Raw genomic sequence first — 2,166 nt, 5'->3', positions numbered from 1 at the left:
GACGAGCCAGGGGCCGAGCGGGTTGAAGGTCTCGCAGTTCTTGCCCTTGTCCCAGGTGCCGCCGCGCCCGCTCAGGACTCCCCGTCCGTCGGCGCCGACGGCTCCACCGACGCTCCCGTCAGGTCCTCCACCGCTTCCACCGCCTCCGCCGCGTCCGCCCGCCCCGCCAGATACGCGGGGGTCGGGAGCCCCGGAATGGGCTCCTGGGACGGAGGCAGAGGCGGGATCGAGGCCGACGCCGACGTCGAGGCCGACGTCGAAGAGCTCGGCGTCGTGGGCGCGCCACGTTCCAGGAAGCGGAGCAGCTCGACCGGGATCGGGAGCACCAGCGTCGAGTTCTTCTCGGCCGACACGGCCATCACCGTCTGCAGCAGCCGCAGCTGCAGCGCCGACGGCGTGCTCTCCATCTGCCGCGCCGCCTCCGCCAGCTTCTTCGACGCCTGCAGCTCCGCGTCCGCGTTGATGACCCGCGCCCGCCGCTCGCGGTCCGCCTCCGCCTGCCGGGCCATGGAGCGCTTCATGGTCTCGGGCAGGGAGACGTCCTTGATCTCGACGCGGTCGATCTGCACGCCCCAGCCGATCGCGGGCGAGTCCAGCATGAGTTCGAGCCCCTGGTTGAGCTTCTCCCGGTTGGACAGCAGGTCGTCGAGGTCGCTCTTGCCGATGATCGACCGCAGCGAGGTCTGCGCCATCTGCGAGACGGCGAACTTGTAGTCCTCGACCCGCACCAGCGCCTCGGCCGCGTCCACCACCTTGAAGTAGACGACCGCGTCCACCCGCACCGTCACGTTGTCCCGGGTGATGCCCTCCTGGGCCGGCACCGGCATCGTGACGATCTGCATGTTCACCTTGTGCAGCCGGTCCACCATGGGCACGATCATCGTGAACCCGGGCGGGCGCACCTCGCCGACGAGCCTTCCGAAGCGGAACACCACCCCGCGCTCGTACTGCTTCACCACGCGCGCCGCCGCGCCCGCGTACACCGCGATCGCCACGCCGCCCGCGATGACGGCCGTCAACACTTCCTGGATCATCACGGCCCCCTGCTGTCGAGCCGATCCGGAGGGCTAAAGCGCCCATAGGTTACAAAAAGGGTATTCCCCTACAGCCAGCCCGCGAACTCGAGCAGCAGCTCCGCGTCCGTCCGGCGCCCCGCCGTCAGCGCGCGGGTCGCGGATTCGACGGCGCGGAACAGGGTCCAGCCGCGCAGCCGCTCCCGGTCCAGCTCCAGGGAGTCGGCGAGCTTGTTGACCCGGCGGCGGGCGGACGAGGCGCCGGCCGAGGCGGCGACCAGGTCCTCGACCCGGTCCCGTACCAGCCGGGCCAGGTCGTAGGCGCGCTCGCCGACCAGCGGTTCCGGGCCGACCGCGAGCCAGGGGGCCCGCTCGGCGGCCAGCACCTTGCCCTGCCGGAAGTTGCCGTGCAGGAGGAAGTCCTCGGCGGCCGGCCCGGTCCCGGCGAGCAGCTCCGCGCGGGCCGCCAGGGCCTCGGTGACGAGGGCGCCGGTCTCGGCCCCGTCCGCGTACCGCCGCATGCCCTCCGCCTGCCGTGCCGTGCGCTCCGCCACCGACTCGAAGCCGTGCCCGGCCGCCGGCTCCACCCACAGCTTGCGCACCGTCCCCGCGGCCTCCAGGAGCGCCTTCGCCTCCGGCAGCGAGCGCAGCGACACCTCGGGCTGCAGCCGCTCCAGGAGCAGCCCGCCGTGCGCGGTCTCACCGAGCAGCCTCGCCGCGCCCCAGCCGTTCCAGTGGGCCAGGGCGTCCCGCTCCAGGTCGGGGCGGGCGAAGGGCGGGGCGAGCTTCAGGACGGCGCCCGGGACGAGGACGACGAGGCTGCTGCGCCCGCCGGGGGCCACCACGCGCTCGGCGACCAGACCGGCGTGCTCCAGCGTGTCCCGGGCGAGCTCAGGGAGCGTGCCGAGCCAGGCGGCCGCGGCGGCGTCCCCGTACGTCTCGCCGAGCACGCGCACCAGTCGCTGCGGCGGTTCGAAACCCATGCGTGCGTTGTTCCTTAAGTTCGGCTCAGGCCCTGCCCGTGGCCCGTTCGGCGAGCCCAGGAAAGGTTACGTCGCTGCCGCGCCAGCGGACGGCGCGGACCGCCGCCTCGCGCAGCGCCGCCGCCACCGGCCGGGTCGTGCAGGCCGCCGACGACGAGGAGATGGTCGAC

Annotated in this window: 2 protein-coding genes and 1 pseudogene; all 3 read right to left on the bottom strand. The window is 73.4% G+C overall.

Annotated features, from left to right (window positions below):
• Positions 1-71: 71 nt before the first annotated feature.
• Positions 72-1,034 carry a slipin family protein gene (locus tag ACWEJX_RS37730; RefSeq protein WP_451611923.1) on the bottom strand — a complete coding sequence of 321 codons (963 nt, stop codon included), beginning with the start codon at positions 1,032-1,034 and terminating at the stop codon, positions 72-74.
• A gap of 68 nt (positions 1,035-1,102) precedes the next feature.
• Positions 1,103-1,996 carry an aminoglycoside phosphotransferase family protein gene (locus tag ACWEJX_RS37725; RefSeq protein WP_451611922.1) on the bottom strand — a complete coding sequence of 298 codons (894 nt, stop codon included), beginning with the start codon at positions 1,994-1,996 and terminating at the stop codon, positions 1,103-1,105.
• A gap of 25 nt (positions 1,997-2,021) precedes the next feature.
• Positions 2,022-2,166 (bottom strand): annotated as a pseudogene (locus ACWEJX_RS37720) (DUF4439 domain-containing protein); the annotation flags it as partial.

It is taken from the genome of Streptomyces sp. NPDC004788, assembly GCF_053601115.1.
This window is presented reverse-complemented; position numbering and strand designations above follow the sequence as displayed.